This is a genomic window from Myxococcales bacterium (assembly GCA_016706225.1).
Lineage (GTDB): Bacteria > Myxococcota_A > Polyangia > Polyangiales > Polyangiaceae > JADJKB01.
On sequence record JADJKB010000008.1, the window covers coordinates 48,292 to 68,552 of the forward strand.

Annotated in this window: 19 protein-coding genes and 1 tRNA gene; 7 read left to right on the forward strand and 13 right to left on the reverse strand. The window is 66.3% G+C overall.

Features of this window, described 5'->3' with window-relative positions; all coding sequences use genetic code 11:
* Positions 1-25: 25 nt before the first annotated feature.
* On the forward strand, positions 26-574 hold the full coding sequence (locus IPI67_14355) for a right-handed parallel beta-helix repeat-containing protein (GenBank protein ID MBK7581381.1): 549 nt from the start codon (positions 26-28) through the stop codon (positions 572-574).
* Positions 575-588: 14 nt separating this feature from the next.
* Here the strand turns inward: IPI67_14355 and IPI67_14360 are convergent, their stop codons facing one another.
* The 3 genes from IPI67_14360 to IPI67_14370 all read right to left on the reverse strand — a co-directional run bounded on the left by IPI67_14360 (position 589) and on the right by IPI67_14370 (position 6,295).
* Positions 589-4,368, reverse strand: coding sequence for a DUF4215 domain-containing protein (locus tag IPI67_14360; protein ID MBK7581382.1), 3,780 nt, complete (start codon positions 4,366-4,368; stop codon positions 589-591).
* Positions 4,369-4,553: 185 nt separating this feature from the next.
* Positions 4,554-5,645, reverse strand: coding sequence for a hypothetical protein (locus IPI67_14365; GenBank protein ID MBK7581383.1), 1,092 nt, complete (start codon positions 5,643-5,645; stop codon positions 4,554-4,556).
* 14 nt (positions 5,646-5,659) lie between these two features.
* A complete protein-coding gene (locus IPI67_14370) occupies positions 5,660-6,295 on the reverse strand; it encodes a hypothetical protein (protein MBK7581384.1) in 636 nt (211 codons plus the stop codon).
* A gap of 237 nt (positions 6,296-6,532) precedes the next feature.
* On the opposite strand from IPI67_14370, the gene IPI67_14375 reads away from it, so the two are divergent.
* A complete protein-coding gene (locus tag IPI67_14375) occupies positions 6,533-7,279 on the forward strand; it encodes a hypothetical protein (protein MBK7581385.1) in 747 nt (248 codons plus the stop codon).
* Positions 7,280-7,288: 9 nt separating this feature from the next.
* Here IPI67_14375 and IPI67_14380 read toward each other — a convergent pair whose 3' ends face one another.
* The 3 genes from IPI67_14380 to IPI67_14390 form a co-directional block, all read right to left on the reverse strand.
* Positions 7,289-7,690 (reverse strand): CBS domain-containing protein, encoded by a 402-nt coding sequence (locus IPI67_14380; protein ID MBK7581386.1) that lies wholly within the window; start codon positions 7,688-7,690, stop codon positions 7,289-7,291.
* A gap of 298 nt (positions 7,691-7,988) precedes the next feature.
* Positions 7,989-8,150, reverse strand: coding sequence for a hypothetical protein (locus tag IPI67_14385; GenBank protein ID MBK7581387.1), 162 nt, complete (start codon positions 8,148-8,150; stop codon positions 7,989-7,991).
* Positions 8,147-8,884 carry an endonuclease/exonuclease/phosphatase family protein gene (locus IPI67_14390; protein MBK7581388.1) on the reverse strand — a complete coding sequence of 246 codons (738 nt, stop codon included), beginning with the start codon at positions 8,882-8,884 and terminating at the stop codon, positions 8,147-8,149. Before IPI67_14390 ends, IPI67_14385 begins: the two co-directional genes overlap by 4 nt.
* Before the next feature lie 106 nt (positions 8,885-8,990).
* On the opposite strand from IPI67_14390, the gene IPI67_14395 reads away from it, so the two are divergent.
* On the forward strand, positions 8,991-10,217 hold the full coding sequence (locus tag IPI67_14395; protein MBK7581389.1) for a serine/threonine protein kinase: 1,227 nt from the start codon (positions 8,991-8,993) through the stop codon (positions 10,215-10,217).
* Between the two features lie 13 nt (positions 10,218-10,230).
* Here IPI67_14395 and IPI67_14400 read toward each other — a convergent pair whose 3' ends face one another.
* Complete coding sequence (locus IPI67_14400; GenBank protein MBK7581390.1) at positions 10,231-11,100, reverse strand: hypothetical protein; 870 nt, start codon at positions 11,098-11,100, stop codon at positions 10,231-10,233.
* A gap of 144 nt (positions 11,101-11,244) precedes the next feature.
* Here IPI67_14400 and frr point away from each other — a divergent pair, with 144 nt between their 5' ends.
* Both frr and IPI67_14410 read left to right on the forward strand, forming a co-directional pair.
* Positions 11,245-11,802 (forward strand): ribosome recycling factor, encoded by a 558-nt coding sequence (frr, locus tag IPI67_14405; protein MBK7581391.1) that lies wholly within the window; start codon positions 11,245-11,247, stop codon positions 11,800-11,802.
* Positions 11,803-11,893: 91 nt separating this feature from the next.
* The gene (locus tag IPI67_14410) at positions 11,894-12,892 is read left to right on the forward strand and encodes a Stp1/IreP family PP2C-type Ser/Thr phosphatase (protein MBK7581392.1); all 999 of its coding nucleotides are present in this window, start codon (positions 11,894-11,896) and stop codon (positions 12,890-12,892) included.
* Between the two features lie 52 nt (positions 12,893-12,944).
* On the opposite strand, the gene IPI67_14415 is transcribed toward IPI67_14410, so the two are convergent.
* The 4 genes from IPI67_14415 to IPI67_14430 all read right to left on the reverse strand — a co-directional run bounded on the left by IPI67_14415 (position 12,945) and on the right by IPI67_14430 (position 15,990).
* Positions 12,945-13,514 (reverse strand): hypothetical protein, encoded by a 570-nt coding sequence (locus IPI67_14415; GenBank protein MBK7581393.1) that lies wholly within the window; start codon positions 13,512-13,514, stop codon positions 12,945-12,947.
* 59 nt (positions 13,515-13,573) lie between these two features.
* Positions 13,574-14,734, reverse strand: coding sequence for a cystathionine gamma-synthase (locus IPI67_14420; protein MBK7581394.1), 1,161 nt, complete (start codon positions 14,732-14,734; stop codon positions 13,574-13,576).
* A gap of 56 nt (positions 14,735-14,790) precedes the next feature.
* Positions 14,791-14,865: transfer RNA gene (locus tag IPI67_14425), tRNA-His, on the reverse strand.
* Positions 14,866-14,949: 84 nt separating this feature from the next.
* The gene (locus tag IPI67_14430; GenBank protein MBK7581395.1) at positions 14,950-15,990 is read right to left on the reverse strand and encodes a histone deacetylase; all 1,041 of its coding nucleotides are present in this window, start codon (positions 15,988-15,990) and stop codon (positions 14,950-14,952) included.
* Positions 15,991-16,092: 102 nt separating this feature from the next.
* Between IPI67_14430 and IPI67_14435 the strand changes: the two genes are divergently transcribed.
* Both IPI67_14435 and IPI67_14440 read left to right on the forward strand, forming a co-directional pair.
* The gene (locus tag IPI67_14435) at positions 16,093-17,298 is read left to right on the forward strand and encodes a hypothetical protein (protein MBK7581396.1); all 1,206 of its coding nucleotides are present in this window, start codon (positions 16,093-16,095) and stop codon (positions 17,296-17,298) included.
* A gap of 78 nt (positions 17,299-17,376) precedes the next feature.
* Positions 17,377-18,129 (forward strand): HEAT repeat domain-containing protein, encoded by a 753-nt coding sequence (locus IPI67_14440; GenBank protein MBK7581397.1) that lies wholly within the window; start codon positions 17,377-17,379, stop codon positions 18,127-18,129.
* Positions 18,130-18,354: 225 nt separating this feature from the next.
* Here the strand turns inward: IPI67_14440 and IPI67_14445 are convergent, their stop codons facing one another.
* Entirely contained in the window at positions 18,355-19,167 is an 813-nt protein-coding gene (locus IPI67_14445) for a hypothetical protein (protein MBK7581398.1), read from the reverse strand.
* Positions 19,168-19,244: 77 nt separating this feature from the next.
* Positions 19,245-20,237, reverse strand: coding sequence for an outer membrane beta-barrel domain-containing protein (locus tag IPI67_14450; GenBank protein MBK7581399.1), 993 nt, complete (start codon positions 20,235-20,237; stop codon positions 19,245-19,247).
* Positions 20,238-20,261: the final 24 nt, after the last annotated feature.

Sequence of the window (20,261 nt, forward strand, 5' to 3'; positions counted from 1 at the left end):
CACGCGGCTTGCGATGTGGGTGTGCATGGCACGAAATCAACTCGCCTTCATCCGAGAATCCTTGTTCGCTCTTGGCCTCGCGAGTCTGCTCGCCGGCTGCAGCATTCGCACCACGACCAGCGAGCCCGCGTCCGCGCCGCGCGCCCAGGGCGGGTTATCGATGCGTGGTTCGGTGCAGGCGCGCGCGACCGGCGCCGCGTTCGAGACTCGGGGCGCCGACGCCGAAGACGGCTCAGGGAATTCAATCAGCCTGGGCAGCAGCATCGAGTGTCACGGGGTCAATGAAATGACCGTGCAAGACCGGGTGATCGAGACCGGTGGCAACGGAGTCGAAGCCCACGGGGCGTGCAAGCTGACCTTGCTTCGCTGCACCATCCGCGCCGGTGGCGTGGGCCTCGCCGCCCACGGCAGCAGCCAGATCGTGCTCAAGGACAGCAAGGTCGAGGGCGGAACGGCCGCCCTGATGCTCCACGGCGCAAGCCGCGTCGAGACCCAGAACACTCAGTTCAAGGGCCGCATCGAGAAACACGGCATGGCAGCCCTCGACGATCGCGGGGGCAACGCCTGGAACTGAGCGCGTTCAGCGGCTCACTTCGGATTCGTCCACTTGCAGTTGGGGCCGCAGCCGGTCTGTCCGTCGCACTGCTCGCCAAAGGCGCCCTGCACGTAGCCATCGCCACAGTAGGGCGCCCACTGACAGATCACGGTGCAGGTCCCGCCGCCGTACGCCGAACCGACGGGCACGTTGGAGGAGCCGTTGTCGCACTTCTCCGGGCCGTTCTTGATGCCGTCACCGCAGTAACCGGGCAACGTGCAGTCGGGGTTGCACGTCCCGTAGCTGCCGTCGTTCACCCCGTTGTCGCACTGCTCGCCGGTCTCTTTGACGCCGTTGCCGCAGCGCAGGTGGCAGTGGGTGTCGCAGTTGCTGGCAGGGGTGCCGTTGGCGCTGCCCTTGTCGCACTGCTCCGGCGGCTGCACGGTGCCGTCGCCGCAGCTCACGAGCGGTACGAAGTTCTTGCAGTCGGAGGTGCACGAGCCCGCCTGCCCGCTGTTGACTCCGTCGTCGCAGGTCTCGCCGTAGACGGCGTCGACGGCTTTGTCCCCGCAGTACGGCGCCGGCTTGCAGGCGTTGGTACACAGGGTCTTGCCGTAGGCCGTGGCGCTGTTCGCGGCGCCCTGGTCACACGACTCCGGCGGGTTGGTCAGAGTGCCGTCCCCGCAGTAGTTCGCCAGCGTGCAGCCCGGGTTGCAACCGCCGTAGCTACCGTCGTTCTTGCCGTCATCACACTGCTCGGTGCCGTTCTTGATGCCGTCGCCGCAGCGTGGACCCTCGGTGCAGTCCGGGTTGCACTTGCCGTAACCGCCGGTGTTGTTGGCGGCGCCGTTGTCACACTCTTCGCCCGGGTCGGCGGCGCCGTTGCCGCACTTCAGCTGGCAGGTGGCGGTGCATTTGCTGCTGGTCGCGCCGTTGTTGGCGCCGTCGTCGCACTGCTCACCGTTGCCGGCCTGGACGGCATTGTCACCGCAGCGCGGGCCCAGCGTGCAGCCGGGGCCGCACTTGTTGTACGCCCCGGTGTTGTTGGCCGTGCCGTCGTCGCACTGCTCGCCGTTGGAGACGACCGCGTCGCCACAGTAGGGAGCGAAGCCGCAGCCGGGACCACACTGTTTGCTGCTGCCACCGTAGGTGACCGCGTTCGATCCGTCGTCGCAGGCCTCGGGCGGGATTTGCGGAGTGGCGTCCCCGCAGAATGGGCCGCGGGTGCAGTCCGGATTGCACTTTCCGTAGCCGCCGGTGTTGTTGGCGGTCCCGTTGTCACACACCTCGGTGCCCGCCACGATAGCGTCGCCGCAGAAGGTGTTGCACACCGATTTGGCGTGGACGAAGTTGCTCAACGTGAGTTTGTAGTTCGACTCCGTGGTGTGGCGTTCGGCCTGGAAGACCGCGATTTCGTACATGCCGCCGACCGTCAACCCAAGCGTCGTCGCCTGCGCGGCGTTCAGCGTGATGGTCCCGTTCGTGGCGCCGTGCACACCGCCCAGGTCGACGGCGAGCTTGCCGTTGATGAACACGTAGACGTCGTCGTCGCCCGTGAAGTCGAACACCTCGGGGGTCGCCCCGCCTTGATAAGTGAACTGGTAACGGAGCTCGCTGGTGAAGGCGAAATTGTGATTGTTGTAGGTCTGGGCGTTGCCCCAGCCGAGGCCATCGACCGGGAAGAACGCGGCGCTGCTGAACTGGTAGGTGTTGCCCGCGCCCTGGTTCAAGGTCAGCAAGGTGGGGGGGCCGTTGGGTAGACCGTTCGTGGTGTAGACGAGCTTGGAGTAGGTATTCGTCGACCCGGCTCCGGCGCACCCGGTGTCGTGGTACCACCAGCAGAACGATGTGGCGTCGGTGATGAGCTGCGTGGCGCCGCTGCCCGTCGACGAATTGAACACGGGTTTGCCGTCGGCGCCGAGCGCGGCCTTCACCAGGCCGGTCGCGGCGGCGATGTTCCATTGAAAATCGGGGTGCCCGGGTCCAGGGCTGCTGGTGCCGCGATACAGGAAGTCGCGGTAGAGGATCGGGATGTCGAGCTTCGGCGGCGGCGCTTCGATCACCACGTTGCAGCTCCAGCCGCTCTCGATCTGGCAGGTTGCGGAGCAACCGTCACCGCTCGAGGTGTTGCCGTCGTCGCAGGCCTCCTGGGGGAATTTCAGGCCATCTCCGCAGACGGGCGTGCACTGGCCGTTGGCGCAGGACGGCTCGATTTTGCAGTACGGTGAGCAGCCGTCGTAAGGGATCTTGTTGCCGTCGTCACACTGCTCGAAGCCCTCTTTGGTCGAGTCGCCGCAGGTCGTGGCGTGGCACACACTCTTGGTGCCGACGGTCACGCAGGCCCAGCCTTGTTCGAGCTTGCAGGTCGGGCTGCAGCCGTCGTTCGCGACCGCGTTGTTGTCGTCGCACTGCTCGAGCCCCGCGATGATGCCGTCTCCGCACTTCTTGGCTACGCACTTGGCGCCGGCGTTCGGGCAGGTCCAGCCGGGCTCGAGCACACAGGTCGCGCTGCAGCCATCCAGGCTCAAGACGTTTCCGTCGTCACACAGTTCGGTGCCCGCGACCACGGAGTCGCCGCACTTCACCGTCGAGACACACAGTTGACCTGGAGTGGGGCAGGTGTAGAGCGGCTCCAGCTGGCACTGCACACCGCAGCCGTCGCCGGGGTTCGTATTGCCGTCGTCGCAGGCTTCACCCGCCTCGAGCTTGCCGTTGCCGCAGACGGCGATCGGCACACACAGCTTGCCGGGAGTCGGGCAGTTGTAGCCAGGTTCGGCCAGACACGTGGCCGTGCAGCCGTCGCTCGACGCGGTGTTGCCATCGTCGCACTGCTCGAGCCCAGCAACGATGCCGTCACCACAAGTGTTCGGGGGCACCTTGGTGCACGGGCCGCCCGTCGCGGGACAGGTGTATCCGGGCTCCACCTGCGTGCAGTCTGCTGCGCAGCCGTCGCTGGGCGACGTGTTGCCGTCGTCGCAGGTCTCGCCGGGATCCACCTTGCCGTTGCCGCAGACCCAGATCGACACACAGGCCTTGCCCGGGTTCGGGCAGGCATACCCTGGCTCGAGCACACAGATGCCGGAGCAGCCGTCGCCGGGGGTGCTGTTTCCGTCGTCGCAGGTCTCGCCCTTGCTCGACTGAACGGTCGAGTCTCCGCAGTACTCGTTCTTGACGCAGGCCTTGTTCGGCGTGGGGCAGAGCCATCCCTGCTCGAGCTTGCAGGCGGCGTCGCAGCCGTCGTTGGCTGTCGTGTTGCCGTCGTCACACTGCTCACCCGAATTCACTGCGCCATCACCGCAGGCCGCTGTGACCACCGGCGTGCAAGGCTGCCCCGGAGTCTGGCAGGCGTAGCCCTGTTCGACGTCGCAGCTGTCGCTGCAGCCATCCCCGGCCTTGCTGTTGCCGTCGTCGCACGCCTCGCTGCCGCTGATGATGCCGTCGCCGCACACGGCCTTCGTTGGTACGCAGGCCTGACCTGGGACTGGGCAGCTGTAGCCCGGCTCCAGCATGCAGACACCGGAGCAGCCGTCACCCGGGGTCGCGTTGCCGTCGTCGCACAGCTCCGGAGCCTCGACGACGCCATCGCCGCAAATTGCAGCGGCATCACAGCCGACGCAGACGTCCTCGGTGCTGCCGTCGTCGGCATCCGGCCCTGCGTCGAAGACGATGCCGCCGCCGGAGCCACCGCTGCCCCCGGTGCTCGTCGAGCCGCCCGTCGAGCCGCCCGTCCCACCCGTGTCGGAGCTCGCGATCTCTGGGTTACCGCCGCACCCGACCAACGTGAAAAAAGCGACGGGGATCGACAGGCGACGAGCAAGGCGCAGCAACGACATTCAAAGCTCCTTCGGGCTCGGCCAAGACGGGCGAAGTCCAACTCTGCAATCTACACCGATGCGCGAGCGCACGCGTACACGAAAGACCGGCCGACATGTCGGCGAGTGTGGGAGGTGGGAGGTTGGCGCGCTGCCCGAGGTCGCGCGTAGGTCTTGGCCGGCGGCTCAGCTCGCTCTTGCCGGGCTCATTTCGCCATCGGGCCGATGTAGGACTTTGCCGCGACGACGTTGTCGTACCACTTCTTGGTCTCCCCAACCGGGTTCTGCCCCGCGTGGAGCGACAGCTGAATGCGGTCGATTTTCAGCGAGTCGATGTCGCGGAAGCGGAGGTTGCCGAAGTCGGCCAGCACCACGCCGTCCACCCAGAGCGTGATCCGACCGTCGCGTTGCCCCACCGTATTCGCCTTGACCATCAGCTCGTAGGCGTACCAGCGATCGAGATCCGGCGTGAGCTCAGCGTGCGGCACGAAGTCCGCGCCGAAATCGAAGGGCAGGCTGGAGTTCGGGAGCACGATGCCGGACGGGAAGAAGTGATCCCCCCACTGGCTGCGCTGCTCGGGATGATAGATGTACGTGTTGAGCTGACCCGGAGATTTATCCTTGGTCTCCCCGCGCCAACACTCGAAGTCCACCAGGAACTTGTTCTTGCCGTCGGCGGGGACTCCCGGCGTCGCCTGTCCGTTGACGAAGTAGTGGGCCGAGATGCCGCCGCCGTTGTGGCTCGACCCGCTCACATCGAAGCTCTTGTCGAACTTCGAGTACCAGCGCAGGTAGAGCTGGTCGAGCTCGGTGGTCAGCACCTTCTGCACCGCGTTCGAGAGCTCGTTGTTCTGTTTGGGTAGGGTGAACTCCAGGGACTTCTGCCCGGCGAACACGTTGCCCGTTTCGGTGGCAATGCGTGTCTGGGAGACCTGAAAGAAGTTGTCCCACTTTTGACTCAGGTCGCTGGCCTTGGAATGGCTCTCGAAGTCATCCGCGAAGATCACGTCCGGATCGGCCTCGATGCCGACGTCGCCAGGATACTTGGCCGCGATACCGGTCCCGCTCGCGCCTCCGCCTCCGGCGCCTGCGCTCGCGCCTCCACTGCCGCCGCCGGCGCTGCTCCCACCGGTGTTCGCGCCCCCGCTGCCTGCGCTCGAGCCGCCGGCGCCGCCCGTCGTCGACGAGCCGCCGGTCCCGGTCTTGCCGCCGCTGCCGGCTGCGTCGTCGGAGCCGCAGCCGAGCGTCTGCGAGAGCGCGAGCGTGAGTCCCCAGAGTCCGAGCCCGAATCGCATCATTTCTCTCCTCCGCTTCACGCCGAAGGTAACACGTTCGTGCGTCGCGAGCGCTCGCGACCCGGGGCCCGTCTCGCGCGGCGTGCGCCGGCGAGCGCAAACCCAACCAGGAAAATGATCGGCGTGTAGCTCGGGCCTCGTGGCTCGCCGAGCTGGCATGCCCCGCAACCGCCGCGTTTCTCCGGCCTCGCGGGCAAGTTGGGCGTGGTGTCGTCGCGAGAGGCGGGGGGAGCAGGCGAGTCGTTCTTCGTGCTCGCCGCGGGGTTCGGGCTCGCCGCGCTCGCGTCTGGAGCGGTTGCGGTCGGAGCTGCGCTGACTGCGGTCGTCGGTTCGGGGCCGTGCTCGCTCGCGTCGGGCTGACCCTTCAGCGACGAGACCTCCACTCCGGCGTTCGCCTTGCACCAGACCTCGGACCAGGTCGATGTCCCCCGGGTCTTGCAGCGGAGCGCGTAACCCCGAGCGGCATACTGTTTCTGACACGCATCGGCCTCGGCGAAGTACGTGCTGCAGCTCTTGCACTGTTCCCCGGTCTGGCGCGCGTTGTCGATGCTGCAGGGCTCGACGTAGCCCGGAGGCGGGGCCAGATCCGCCCAGATTGAAGGCGCCCACGAGAGGACTGCAGCGAGCGCGTGGAGACCTCTCCGGTTGGGCATTTTCACGCAGAGTAACGCAGGCGGCCTCCCGCCGGATCGTCATGGGCAGCATGCATAGGGGCCGGCCGCCTGCAGCCTGCAGCCTGAAGTCTGTAGCCCCGGCTTTCGCCCGAAAAGGCGAGAGCTGAGTCAGAGCATTTCGAGGTCCAGGTCGCCGTCCACGTCGCCGTCGCCGTCAAAGTCCACGTCAACGAAACCCGTCGCTTCGATGGACTCGAGGGACTAGCCTACGAAGCCGTGACGCTGCGGCCAGTCGTCGGCTTCGTTGGTGTTGCAGCTTGCGCGCTGCTCGACACCTTCTCGGCGCCTGCCGCCGCGGCTGACGCGGTGCCCGTCGAGGAAGACGCCGACGCCATCCTGTCGACCGACAGCTGGTTTCTGCGGCTCGACGTCGGCGCGGCGTACCTCCGGACCACGACGCGCTTCCATCCGGTCGCGGATGACTCGCAGAAGAGTCAGTTCGAGCCCAACGGGGTTGCGCTGACCTTGCAGCTCGCCATCGCTGCGCGGCTGGGGCGTGACGTGACCTTGGGGGGACTCGGCCGCTTGGTCCACTCACCAGCGAACAACTACGAGGGCACGTGGCACGACACGCCGCAGGGCCTGTACTACGGCGCGCTGTTCATCGACCACCGTCTGCCGGCCCGGGTGCTGCGCCTGGGTGGCGGCATTGGCCCAGGGCACCTGTACAGCGTGGATCCCGCGCAGCAAGGCTTCGGACAGTGGGGGCCCGTCGGCACAATCTGGCTGGGGCTGGATCTGCCTTCGAGCTCACGGGTTGCGCTGGGCCTCACCGCAGACGTCACCGGAGCCGCGATGCGGCAGACCCATGAGCTCGCTGGCGCAGCTCATCAGTTCGACACGTTCATGCTGGTCATGGGACTTTCGTTCACCATCCGCATCTCCGAGCCGTCGTGGCCGAAGAGCATGCCGAGCTTGGCGATGACCAGGCCGCCAGCTCACCCGAGTGGCGGCGGCTCGTGAAGCACGCGCTCAGGGCACGGGTTCAAGTAGCTTCAAAGCCAGCTTCACGAAATCGGCTTCGGTGACGATACCGACGAGTTGACCGTCGTCGCCCACCACCGGCAAACAGCCGAGCTTGCTGTTCCACATCAGAAGTCCGGCGTCCGCGATGGGGGTGTCCTCGCGGACCGTGACCAGCTCGCGCACCATGACATCTCGCGCGAACAGACGCTCCTTGATGGTGTGAGTCTTCTGCTGACTGCCGAACTCCGCAACGCTGGCGGCGACCCCCAGCAGGTCGCGCAGCGTGATCAGCCCGACGAGCTTGCCGTCGTCCACGACCGGCAGATGCCGAAAGCGGAAGTGCTGCATGCCTTCTTCGACACCGAGGAGGTTGTCTTCCTCGAACAAGGTGAAGACCTCGCGGGTCATGATCTCGCGGATGAGCGTCGGTTTGGGCATGTTTTCCTGGGACCTTCGCCGTTTTCGTAACCCGATAGCGGCGTTCGATCAACCCAGGCGCAGCTAGACTCGACCCGAGCGCTTTCGCGCAACGGAAACACTGCTGCGACAGGGTTTCTTCGAGGTTACCCCCGGCGCGCGACCTGCCAGAAATTCGCGACTCATCCCAGGCCAGAGGAGGCATCCGCCGGCCTCGCCGGTAGTTCAAGTGGGTTTTCGCCGCTCATGCCGATCGCGATCTGAGCGTCGCAGACTGCTCAACTCGAGGCTAGAGGGGCACGACTTTGCCCGTGATCCCGTCAATCGCGCGGCGGAGCGCCGGCTGTCCAGGGGCGGAGATCTGCCAGGTCGGACCGCCAGGGCGCATCGAATGAGCGAAGTTCAGCTCGATCTGCTCGCCGCTCGCAACCAGCGCCGATTCGCCGCTCACCGCGTCCTCCCGAGCAGCTCGATCTCGACGACCACTGGCAGGTGGTCCGATGCTGACTGCGCGAGCGTCGTCGTCGACACCCCCGCCTTCACGACCCTGGCGTCCCCCCGCACGAACACACCATCCAAGGGTCGCACGGGGAGCCAGGCGGGAAAGGTGTTCCAGAGTCGGCCGGCGCGGCGAAAGCCAGCGGGCTCGAGGTGACGGGGGCCGAGGGTGCCCCAGAGATCGTTCAGGTCGCCGCCGAGGACCACTGGCGTACGGCTGTGCAGTCCGCTGAAGGGGTCGCTCGCCAAAAAGCGCTCCAGCTGCTGACTGCGCTCGGAGCCGGCGAGGCCGAGATGCAAACACGAGACCACGAGCGACCGTGAGTGTCGCCCGACGCGCACGCGCGCTCGCGCCTGGAGCGCGCCGCGCTTCTTGCGGGTGCCAATCGTCAGGTCGACCTCGTGCACGTCGTGCAGCGGCCAGCGGCTCAAGATCGCGTTGCCGTAGCCGCCGCGGGAGAAGCGGTGCTGCTGGAAGAAGGCGGCGTGACGCATGCCCAGCTGCTCCGCCAGTAGCTCCAGCTGTTCATGGTGTCGCGCGCGCGGCAGATCGCGCGCGACCTCCTGCAGCAGGGCGAGATCGGGGGCGAGCTCGGCCAGTGCTCCCGCGACACGCTCGATGCGATACAGGCGATCGAGGCCCCCTACACCCTTGTGGATGTTCCACGTAACGACTCGAAATTGCATCCTCGGGCGGGGTGGCACCCTCTCGGGAGGTTAGCGTAAGCTATCCGCCCCGAACCCGCCCGCCTTTCCCCTTTCCCTTTCGCCGAGTCGCCGCTCCTTCGTATCCATGACCACGTCACCGCCGCCCAACCTGGAAGGGACCGTCGTCGGAGGACGCTACGAGGTCGAACGGCTGTTGGGGATGGGCGGCATGGGCTCGGTCTGGCAGGGGCGACACATCTCGCTCGGTCATCCGGTTGCGATCAAGTTCGTCCACCCGAAGCTGGCCAAGAGCTCCGAGGCGAAGCGCCGGTTCGAAATCGAGGCCAAGGCCGCGGCCCGCATCAACAGTCGCCACGCGGTGAAGGTCCACGACCATGGTGTGACCGACGATGGCCACCCGTACATCGTGATGGAGTACCTCGACGGCGAGCCGCTCGAGCAGGTCATCAAGAACCGCGGCCCGCTGCTGATGCCCGAGGTGACGACCATCGTGACCCAGGTCGCGCGGGCACTGGAGGCCGCGCACGAAGCCGGGATCGTCCACCGCGACCTGAAGCCCGACAACGTGTTCCTGGCCCGGGACGCCGAGGCGGGGAAGCTTGGTTATACGGTCAAGGTCGTCGACTTCGGGATCGCGAAGCTCGTGCACGAGGACCACAAAGTCTCGGGGGGCACCCAGGCCGGCGCGCTGCTCGGCACTCCCCACTACATGAGCCCCGAGGCGCTGACCTCGTCGTCCCCGGTTGGTCCGGGTTCGGACGTGTGGTCCCTCGGCGCCTGCGCGTTTGCTGCCCTGTGCGGCAGTCCGCCGTTTGGCGGTGACGTCATCGGTGAGGTGGTGCTGAAGGTCTGTTCGGCGCCCATGCCCGTGCCGTCGAAGGTCAATTCCAACGTGCCGCGGGAGTTCGATGCGTGGTTCGCCCGTGCGTGCGCCCGGGTCCCGGCGCAACGCTTCCAGTCGGCGCGGGATGCCGCGGTAGCGCTGCAGCAGCTCGGTCAGTGGGCCCAGACCAGCCGCGAGCAGGTCAGTTATGCGGTGCGCCCCACCCAACCCAGCCAGCTCGAGCTGGAGCTCGAAGAGCTGCAGCCGAAGGGCGGCAGGGGCAAACTGCTCGGGGTGGTGCTCGTGGGAGGGGCGCTCGCCATCGGCGGCTACGGTCTCTATGCAGCGCAGGCTGCGCGGCAGGCAAACCTCGCGCTGACCTTGCCCGACGAGCGTCCCGACGCGGGCGCTGTTGCCGTTCCGGAATCCAGCGTCGACGAACCCGATGCAGCGGACGACGGCGCTGTCGACGCGGCGACTTCACCATCCAGCTCTGCGGCGCCGACCAAACGACCGCCGAAGCGCTGACTTCGCGCACCGCTCAGCGGTGGAAGTCCTGCACCATCCACACGCTACCGTCCGCCGCCGTGAAGAACCCACACGAGAGCGCGGTGTAGCTCGGGTCCATGATGTTGTTGTGGTGACCGTGCGTCGGGCCGCTGCCCGGGCCCTCGTCGAACATGGCCTTGGTGCAGGTGTCGACGACCGAGTCCGTCGAGCCCTTCCACCCGGGGCACTCGTTCTGCGCGAGCTCGCCGCATTTTCCGAAAGCACCGTGCGGGGTCTTGCTCGTCGCGTCGGATTGGGCTTGGCCATCCGCGCAACCGGACGAGCTCGTGCGCAGCGTCAGCGGTGGTAGGTTCTTCGTCGCCCGGAACTCATTGGTCCGTTTCAGACAGCGGTCGCGCGCTGCGGCAAAGGCGTCGGGGGGCGGTGCGGGCGGCGCGCTCGGCGGGGTGGTCGGAGCCGGGGTCGGAGCAGGGGCCGGCGGCGGAGGCGTCGTGGCGGAGGGTGCGGGGGTGGGGGTCATGCTCGGGACACACGTCATGCCGACGGGTGTGCTGGCGCAGGTCGCCCCCGGCTTGCAGTCGGTCTCGCGTCGGCAGCCCCCGCAGCGGCCGCCGAGACAGCGACCAAAAGGACAGATGAAGTCCGCGTCGGAGTTGCAGGGGAGGCCCGCGGCTGCCGCCGGGCCCTCGGGTCCCGCGGGGACCGGGGCCGAGGTCGGAGCCGGGGCAGGGGCTGGAGCCGGCGCCGGGCCAGTCGGTGCGGGTCCCGGGTAGTTGGGGGGTGGATAGCCCCCGGGTTGGGCTCCACGGGCAGGATATTGGGCGCTGGTCGGCTCCTGTTTGCAGGCTTGGACGAGCGCACCCAAAGCCAAAGCAAAGGTGAGGCAGTGACGAAGGCGCATGCCGGTCCAGTCTAGCGCGAATCCGAGGGAAATTTCCCCACAGGATTGAGGCCCCGGCCCGAACGGACGGGTCAGAAACGTTGCTCCCCATGCTGGGGCCTGGATGTTATATGGTCCGCCGCGCGCGCGAGGTTCCACATGGGAATGATTGACGACACGCTGGGTGAGCTGAGATCCGGCATCGACAAGGCGAAAGAGGCGCTCCACCGGGAGCTAGGAAAGCTCCGCACCGGCCGCGCCCACTCGGGAATGGTCGACACGATTCGCGTGGATTACTACGGACAAAGCACGCCGATCCCCCAAATGGCGAACGTCAGCGTGCCAGAACCCCGGCTCATCACGGTCAAACCCTGGGACAAATCCCAGACCCAGGCCATCGAAAAGGCGCTGCGGGAGTCCGATCTGGGGCTCAATCCTCAGACTGACGGAGATCTCATCCGCATCCCGATCCCGCCCCTTTCCGAGGAGCGGCGGAAAGACCTGGTCAAGATCGCCAAGAAGCACGGGGAAGAGTGCAAGGTCGCCATCCGGAAGACCCGGCACGACGCCCTCGACATGCTCAACGAGCTCAAGAGCGCCGGGGAGGCCAGCGAGGACGAGGTCGAGCGTGGCAAGAAGAAGGCCGAGGAAATCGTCCACGAAGCGTCGGCCTCGGTCGACCAAATCATCGCCGGTAAAGAGAAGGAAATTCTCGTCGTCTGAACTGGCGTCGTTCTCCCGAACACGCCGCAATTGGGTCGGAGTTACGCGTGCTTGACATTGGCCACCCGCAACGGGAAGATTTCCCCGTCGAATGACGAAGCTCCGCGCAGTTGCGGCTGGAATCAGCGACGTGGGGCTCCAGCGGGATCACAACGAAGACAGCTTCGCGATCCTCAACGATCAGGAGCTGTACGTCGTTGCCGACGGCATGGGTGGCCACCGTGCCGGCGATGTTGCGAGTCGCCTGGCGACGGACTCCATGGTCGAGTTTTTCCGGGCGACGGCGGCAGAAGATGTCACCTGGCCCTTCCACTTCGATTCCAGGTTGTCCGAAGAGGAGAACCGCTTGCTCACCGGGATCCGCATCGCCAATCGGCAGATCATGGAGCGGAGCCTGCGCTCGCGCGAGTGCAACGGAATGGGGACGACCATCGTCGGGGCGTTGTTCAGCCCGTCGAAGGGCAAGATGTACATCGGCCATGTGGGCGACAGCCGCGCCTACCGCGTTCGGAGCGGCAAGATTGCCCAGCTCACCCGTGATCACTCGCTGGTCAACGACTACTTGCTCGCCATGCCGGAGCTCACCGAAGAGCAACGCAGCGAGCTTCCAAAGAACGTCATCACGCGCGCGCTTGGCATGCAGGATCACGTCACCGTCGATCTCCAGAGCGACGACGCGCAACCGGGTGATCTCTATGTGCTGTGCTCCGACGGCCTGTCGGGCATGATCGAAGATGGCGAAATCCTCGACGTCGTGGGCGACAATTCCGATATCACCGAGGCCTGCCGACGTCTGGTGGCCCTGGCGAACGAACACGGCGGGGAGGACAACATCACGGCGGTAATCGTCCGCATCGACGACAGCGTGAGCTCCAAGATCGAGATGTCCGAGCCAACCCCGACTGCCAGCGGCAGCGGCAGCTCCACACCTGCTGCGGCCAACACCGCCCCGCGTGAAGACACGCTAGCTACCGACGACACCAAAGAGGTGGACGCGCCGATCATCCCCGATCCGGTCGAGGATACCAGCCCAACCGCCGCCGCGAAGCCCGACCCTGAAGCGCCGGGCTCCGACGAAGACCCAAGCTGAGGAGCCGCGGGAGAGCCCGGCTCGCAGGCGCGAGCTCCGGCCCCCGCCGACCTCACTTGCAGTGGTCGAAGTAGAACCAACCCTGGTCGATATCGCAGAGAATCGACAGGTTGTCTTGGGACACGAGGGCGGGGCACGAGTACGCGGCCCAGATCTTTTCGTCGGTGACCACCAGCGGTAGAGACTCGACCGTGACCGTGCAGAGTTGATCGGTGGGACTGGTGAGCACATCCGTTGACGCGGGGTCGTAGACGCTCACGATCGCCTGGCCGGTGCCCGCCTTCGCGACCGTGCCGGTGACCTGAAAGAAACCGCCGCCCTTCTCGATCAGCCCGCTGAACTTGATCTCCGCGCCGCTGCCCACCGAGCACGAGACGTTGGCGCCCTCGTCGTCGGTGAACGGCTTGCCTTTGGCCGACCCGGACGGGCCTACACCCTTTTGGCCCAGGTAGATCGGGTCACCGGTGCTCGGACAGGACTTGCCCGCGACCGGCGGCGTCACTGTCGAAATCTGCACGGTTGCGCTCCCCACGGCTGGCGGTGCGGCGGGGTCACTGCACCCCAAGACTGCCAATACGGAAACCACCGTCACACCCGCGCTCGAGCCTCGCAGCATCGTCATCGTCCTTCCGGGTCCTGAGCCCGCCACCTGTTTAGCGTGGATTTCCCGGGATGTCATCGCTAGCGCATGCTCTTCATGGCCTGCTCGAGGTCCGCCCAGAGGTCCTCGACATCCTCGAGCCCCACCGAGAGGCGCACGAGGCTGTCGGAAATGCCGACCTTGCGCCGCACCTCGGCCGGAATCGACGCATGGGTCATGATAGCCGGGTGCTCCGCGAGTGACTCGACCCCTCCCAGGCTCTCCGCGAGGGTAAAGATGCGGAGGGCGCTGAGGAATCGCCTCGATTCATCGACCCCACCGACGAGCTCGACGCTGATCATCCCGCCGGGCCCCACCATCTGGCTCTGGCAGAGCGCGTGGTCCGGATGGCTGGCAAGCCCCGGGTAGTGGACCACCTGGACGGCGTTGCTCTCCGCCAGGCGCCGAGCGAGCTCGCTCGCGCTCTTGACGTGTTGTCGCATCCGGACCGGCAAGGTCTTGAGCCCGCGTAGCACCAGGTAACAATCCATCGGGCTCGGCACCGCGCCGATGGCGTTCTGCATGAAGCGGATCCGCTCCGCGAGCGCCTCGTCGCTGGTGACCAGCGCACCCCCCACGACGTCCGAGTGCCCGTTGATGTACTTCGTCGTCGAGTGCATCACCACCGTCGCTCCGAGGGCGAGCGGCCGCTGCAACATCGGCGACGCGAAGGTGTTGTCCACGACCAAAGGCAGCCGGCGTGAGCGCGCGATGTCGGCGATCTTTCGGATGTCGAACAGCTTGAGCAGTGGGTTCGTCGGCGTCTCCATCCACACCAAGCGCGTCTTGTCGGAGATGGCAGCCTCCACTCGATCGAGATGGCGCATGTCGACGAAGGTCGTCTTCACCCCCATCGGAGCCAGCACCTTGTCGAACAGGCGGAACGTCCCACCGTACACGTCGTCGCCGCTCACGACGTGGTCGCCGGGGCTCAGGGTGTGCAGCAAGGTCAGCGTCGCCGCGCTACCACTCCCGAATGCAAAGCCATGGCTCCCGCCCTCGAGCGCGGCGATGCACGCCTCGAGTGCCTCGCGAGTGGGATTGCCGCTGCGGGAGTACTCGAAGCGCTTGGGTTTCCCGGGCTCGGCTTGAGCGAACGTGCTCGAGAGCACGATCGGCTGCATGACGGCGGCGTGCGACGGATCAGGCTCCTGCCCGGCGTGGATGGCGAGGGTGTCGAGTTTGTCGGATACAACGGCCATGCACGGCGCATAACACAGGCGCGCCGATCCGCGACGTCGGCGCGCTCAAAGCGACTTGGGGTGAGTGAGGGGAATTGAACCCCCGACAACTGGAGCCACAGTCCAGCGCTCTACCACTGAGCTACACCCACCATGTCCGGGTGGACTGCGCCCGGTGGGAACCGCGCGCGTCAGGAGGTGTAGTCCACCGCCCGGGGGGTCGGCAAGGCTTTGCCTCAGGCTAGGTGCCAGAAGGCTCCTTGCTGGGCCACGATCCGGTCGAGCTCCTGCTCGTGTCGGGGAGAAATCCCGGCTGAGGTCGCCGGCGCCGGCTCGCCGAGATGCCCGTCTTCGAGGGCCATGAGGGTCGACGTCAGCGAATCGGACAACGCCCGCAAGTCGTAGCCGCCCTCGAGCACGAGCCCCAGCCGACCGGCGGCGCCTCGCGGCATTGCGCGGGCCACCCGCGCCAGCATGAGCCCATAGGCGTCCGAGCTCAGCTTCATGGACGCGAGCGGATCGCTCCGATGGGCGTCGAAGCCGGCGCTGATCAGCACGAGCCCCGGATCGTACTCGGAGATGACCGGCTCGATGACCCGCTCGAACGCAGCGAGGTACGTCGCGTCGCCGGCGCCGGCCGATAGAGGCACGTTCACTGTGAAGCCTGCCCCCTCTCCGCGCCCCACTTCGTCGACGGCGCCGGTGCCGGGATAGAACGGGTACTGGTGCAGCGAGATGTAGAGCACGCCGGGCTCTGCGTAGAACATCTCCTGGGTGCCGTTGCCGTGATGCACGTCCCAATCGAGCACTACGACGCGGTCCACACCCCGGGCCCGGGCGTGGGCTGCTGCAACCGCGACGTTGTTCAGCAGGCAGAACCCCATCGCACCATCCGGCCGAGCGTGGTGCCCAGGCGGCCGCACCAGCCCGAGGCCATAGCGGGCGTGACCGGCCGAGAGCGCATCCACCAGAGCGATGGCGCCGCCGGCTGCGCGGCGCGCGGCCATCACCGATCGGGGGCCGTAGAATGTGTCCGCATCGAAGTAGCCCTGGTTTCCGGCCGCCTGGCCGAGGCGGTCGAGGTATCGGTGTCCATGCACCCGGCCGAGCTCCTCGTCGGACGCGTCTCGCGGGTCCAGGGAGGTGGTCGCCAGCCCAAGGTGGGCCCGGGCTACCCCGGCCCGCGCCGCATCCAGGCGTTCTGGCCGCTCGGGATGGCCGGCGGGCGCCTCGTGTTCCGAGAAAAGCGGGTCATCCACGAGGGCGAGCACGTTCATGGCTTTCAACCCTGACGACGAGGATGATAGCCTCGCGCCGCGCTTTGCGTGAGAGCCTCAGCCTTCGGGGAGCTGAGACTCGAGCCTTCGAAGGGACACACCATGCGGTGGAAGATCATCGTCGTCAACGCGGGAATCGTCCTCATCGTGGGGATTCTGAGCTACGTGCTCCTGGCTGCGTCGCTGGGCGACGTCGTGTCCAATGTCGGGGAGCGCAAGACGGAAGTTTCGCAGGCGCTGCGCGCCGCGGCCGCACAGCTCGCGCTCGACGGCGCGCGGACCGAGCGCTGGCTGGATTCTCGGACAGCGACCGAGTCGGTCAAAGGAGTCTATTCCGGGGGCACGGTCGAGGCCCGACAGCAGGCAGCGACGGCCGCAGCCAACAAGATCCGCGACGAAGCGGTGGCAGACCCTACGTTCGCGAAAATGGCGCCGTCGGTGGTGCTGTTCGTCGACAAACAAGGCGTGGCAATCGGGCGCAACGGCTCGAACTTGATGCGCGGTGACAAGCTCGGCGAAGCCTATTCCTCCCTGTCCAAGGCGCTCACAACCGGCAACACCTCGAGCGACGTCTGGCTCAATCGTCAGCGGCAAGAGCAAGTGCTGGCATCCTACGCCCCCATCCGCGGCGAAGACGGGAGCGTGATCGGCGCTCTGGTGCTGGGCACTCCCCTCAGTGACGATCGGCTGGCGCGGACCAGCGAGCTCACCAGCGGGCAGTTCCTCGCGCTCAGTGTTCCGGGCGATCAACTCGAGCTGGTCGCAACCAGCAGCGGTGCGGCGGCAATGGTCGACGCTGTTCGCTCCGGCGCGGCCAAAGATACGGCGCAGAAGGCGCTCGAAAGTGTCGGCCTCATCGTGACCGATGCCGCGGTCGGTGGAAACCTGTACGGCTCCACCCCGCTGGTCGGGTATGGCGACGACAAACGCGCGGTGCTCACTGCGGCGGTCTCGGCCTCCCTGGTCGGCAGCCTATCGGGCCTGCTCTGGCCGGTCTTCGGCGTTACCGTGCTCGGGTTGCTGTTGGTCGGTGTGGGCGGCGCGCTGCTCGGAAACTACTACGAGCGCCCGGTCTCGGAGCTCGAAGAGGGCATCCTTGCCATCATCAACGGCAAGACCGATCTGCGCTTCCAGATCGAACACCCCGACCTGGGCGGGCTCGTGTTCCGAATCAATTCGCTCCTGAATGCGCTGATGGGAGTGCCTGAAGACACGACCGACGACGAAGGTCGGCCCAGTGTGCCCGCTACCAGCCCGGCGACTTTCGACGAGGGTGGCGGCGCCCCGCCCGCGCCTCCCGCGGGCTGAGGCAGCGCGCGGCTCGCGCGGACCGCAGTTCTCGGCTATAAGCCAGCCGCCGCGGGAAAATCCGCGTGAGGTGAACGGATGGGTTTGTTCGATTTCTTGAGCAAGGGCAAAGGCGAGAAGAAGTCCGGCGCAGCGCCGACCAAGGGCGAGAAAGAGGTCGCGCGTCTGGGCAAGCTCGCCGGTCAGAAGCTGGCTCAGAACTACGATCGGCAGGAGGCCATCGAAGAGCTGTCCCGCATCGGTACCTCGGATAGCGCCCGCGCACTCCTCAAACGCTTCGAGTTCACGATGGAGCCGTCCATCACCGACCAGGAAGAAAAAGAGTCGGCCGCCCGCGGGATCGTCGCGGCAGGCGAGGCGGCGATCGACCCAATTCGGGAGTTCTGCAAGAAGGCCGAGAGCCTGACCTGGCCGCTGAAGACCCTGAAGGACATCGTGCCTTCGGACAGTTTCTGCGACGAGCTCCTGACCGTGCTCGACATGTTCGACACCGAGTACGTTAGGAACTCCGAACCAAAGATCCAGCTCATCCGCATGCTGGAGGAGTTCCACACCGACGAGGTGAGGGTTGCTGTGGAGCCATTCATGACGGACGCCAGTGAGCCGGTGCGCTTCTCGGCGGTGACGACGGTCTTCGCCGCGGGCATGCCAGAGAGCGTCCCGGCGCTGATCGCCGCCCTCGAGGAAGAGGAGTCACTTCGGGTGAAGAACCGGATCTCCCAGGGCCTCGTCGACCGGGACTGGTCGATCCCGGAGGAGCTGCGCGAGGCAGCTGAAAAAGCCCTTCCTCCCGACTACGAGCGCGCCGGCGACAAGATCCGCAAGCAGTGAGTGGCGAGCGGTGCCCGCCGGCCGTCGCTGTCGGCTCGGGCGGTTGCTCTGGGCCGCGGCGGGTCGGTGTGCTCTTCACCCGCCGGGCGGTCGTTCCGGGCCGCGGCTGGTTCGCAGTGCGCTCCGCCCGTCGGCGCGTGCGCCCGCCACCGACCCGGTCACAAAAACACAAGGAGCGCGGGGCTCTTCACCACCGCGCTCCTCGCGCTCGACTTTTCAGTCAGCTCACTCGCTGACGCGATACTGCTGCGGGAAGTAGAAGTTGTAGGACAGGGTCAGCATCTGGTTGAAGCGGAACAGCCGATCCTTGTCGTTGATCTTGTTGTCCGGGAACTCGCTGTCCTTGCCGCCACCCTTGGTGTCGAAGCCGCCCGTGTTCCAGGAGAACGGCAGCGCGCGCCACTCGAAGCCGATGGCGTTCCACTTGTTCGCGTAGAAGGTGAAACCCAGACCAAACGTCGGAGCGACCGCGACACGGCTCTTCTTGTCGAACTGCTGCGAGCAGTCGTTGTCGCAGTCCTTGCGCTCGCTCACGCCGATGAAGGCGGGACCGGCGAAGAAGTAGAGGTCCGTGTCGACGTAGATGTTCTGGAACAGCGCCAGCTTGCCGCGGAACGGAACCCCGGTCAGCTGGGGGGCAATCACCCAGTCCATGCTGCCGAGTTGTTTCTTGAAGTCCGGTCCCAGGTTCACTGCCGTCAGGCGTCGATCCGTGCTGGCTCCGCCCGGATCGGCAGTACGTCGCCCGTCGTTCACGTCCTGGATGTGCTCACTCAGGCCGGTTGGCACCTTGATGGCCCCAAACGCCCCGAACGCCCCGATGGCGAGCCAGTCGGTGAGGTTGTAGTTCAGCCGCGCGCCGAACAGGATCTCGCGCTGATACTCGTCGAGCAGAGTGAACGAAGCCGCCGGAGCGATTTCGATGCGCTTCTCGCGATAGAGCCGCAGCTTCCGCACAGCGGGCGCGCCCGCGAGCGGGCCGGTGAGCAGGATCTCCTGCGCGTTCGCCTGCTCCGTCACGAGCGCCACGGCGAGCATCGCCCCGAGGCCGGTGAGGAGCTTGCGTAGGGTTGCCGTCGTCTTCATGGTGCTTCCCATCGTTCCTTCCGCGCGCATCACTTCGGCAACCTGTAGTCGAAGGAGAACGGAATGAAGATCGACACGCCCACCTGGGCCTGCACGGCGTTGGTCAGCTTGGACTCGCCGTACCACTTAGCCGAATCTTGCTGGTCCTTCTGGGTGAGCGGAATCGAGGTGTTCTCGAGTTTGTCGTTGAAGACGTAGTCGCGGACTTCCATCGTCGCCGCGAACCAGCGATTGAAGAAGATGCGCAGACCGAGTCCTGCGTTGAACGCGATGCGGTTCTCCCACTCGAAGTTGCGATTGTCCGGGTCGATGACCGGAATCGGCCGCGTGCTGATGGCGCCGACGCCACCGACCACATAGGCGTCGTAGTGGAAGATGAAATCGCCGAACCCTGCGAACTTGCCGTAAGCCGGCACGTACGTGAAGTTCAGCGCCGCACCCCAGTTGTATTCCGTGAGCGGAACACCAACACGCGCGGAACGTCGCACCTGCGCGTTGAAGTCGCTGTCCACGTTGAACGGCTGGTAGTAGTTGAAGTTCGCGCCAACGGCGAGGACGTTGGTGATGTAGTAGTTGAGCGCGATACCCGGACCCGGGTGGCTCACGAACTGATCGTTCAAGCTGAACGACCAGTACGGATTCACCTCGAGCCGTCGCACACGCAGCGCAAAGATCTGCTGCACGGCGTAGATCTGCTCTTTGAGAGGTTTCGCGGCCTCCTTGTTCATGTCCAGCTTGGGGCAAGCTGCGGGGTCGATCTTGCAGATGTCACCGAGGTCGCTTCCGGTGTCACCCGGAAGTTCGCCACCCGGTTCCTCGCCGCCTTCACCGGCAGCTTCTCCACCTTCACCTGCGACTTCAGTGCCATCCCCCGCTTTGTCAGCCTCTTTGCCGGCATCTTTGCCGGCCTCGGCTGCGGCCGGCTTGTCGCCGGCAGCGGGCTTTTTGCCCTGAGCCCAGGCACCCGCGGGCATTGCGCAAAGCGCAGCCGCAACGAGGAGCCCGACGCGCGTTTTCTTCATCGATGCCTCTTCCGCTTTCCGTGA